At 69.3% G+C, this 261-nt stretch carries 1 protein-coding gene; it reads left to right on the plus strand.

Annotation, left to right across the window (positions count from 1 at the left end):
* Nucleotides 1–195 (plus strand): hypothetical protein (locus SB658_RS25000; protein ID WP_410603109.1); only part of this gene is annotated, 195 nt, incomplete at its 5' end.
* Nucleotides 196–261: the final 66 nt, after the last annotated feature.

Raw genomic sequence — 261 nt, forward strand, 5'->3', positions numbered from 1 at the left:
GCCATCACGGCCGACGGCGGTGTGACCATCACCGGCCCGGTCACCATCAAGGGCGACACCGCAATCACCGGCCAGGTGACGATCACCGGCAAGGCCGAGGTGTCCGAGGACGTGGTGGGTGGCGGGATCAGCCTCAAGCAGCACAAGCATGGCGCCGTGCAGCCCGGCGGCGGAACCTCGGGTCCGCCGGCATGATCGGCATGGACGCCCGCGCCGGATCGTTCGCTGACGATGACGCCCACCTTCGGCAGTCCATCGCAG

This window comes from Bacillus sp. SIMBA_008 (assembly GCF_046535495.1).
Lineage (GTDB): Bacteria > Bacillota > Bacilli > Bacillales > Bacillaceae > Bacillus > Bacillus subtilis.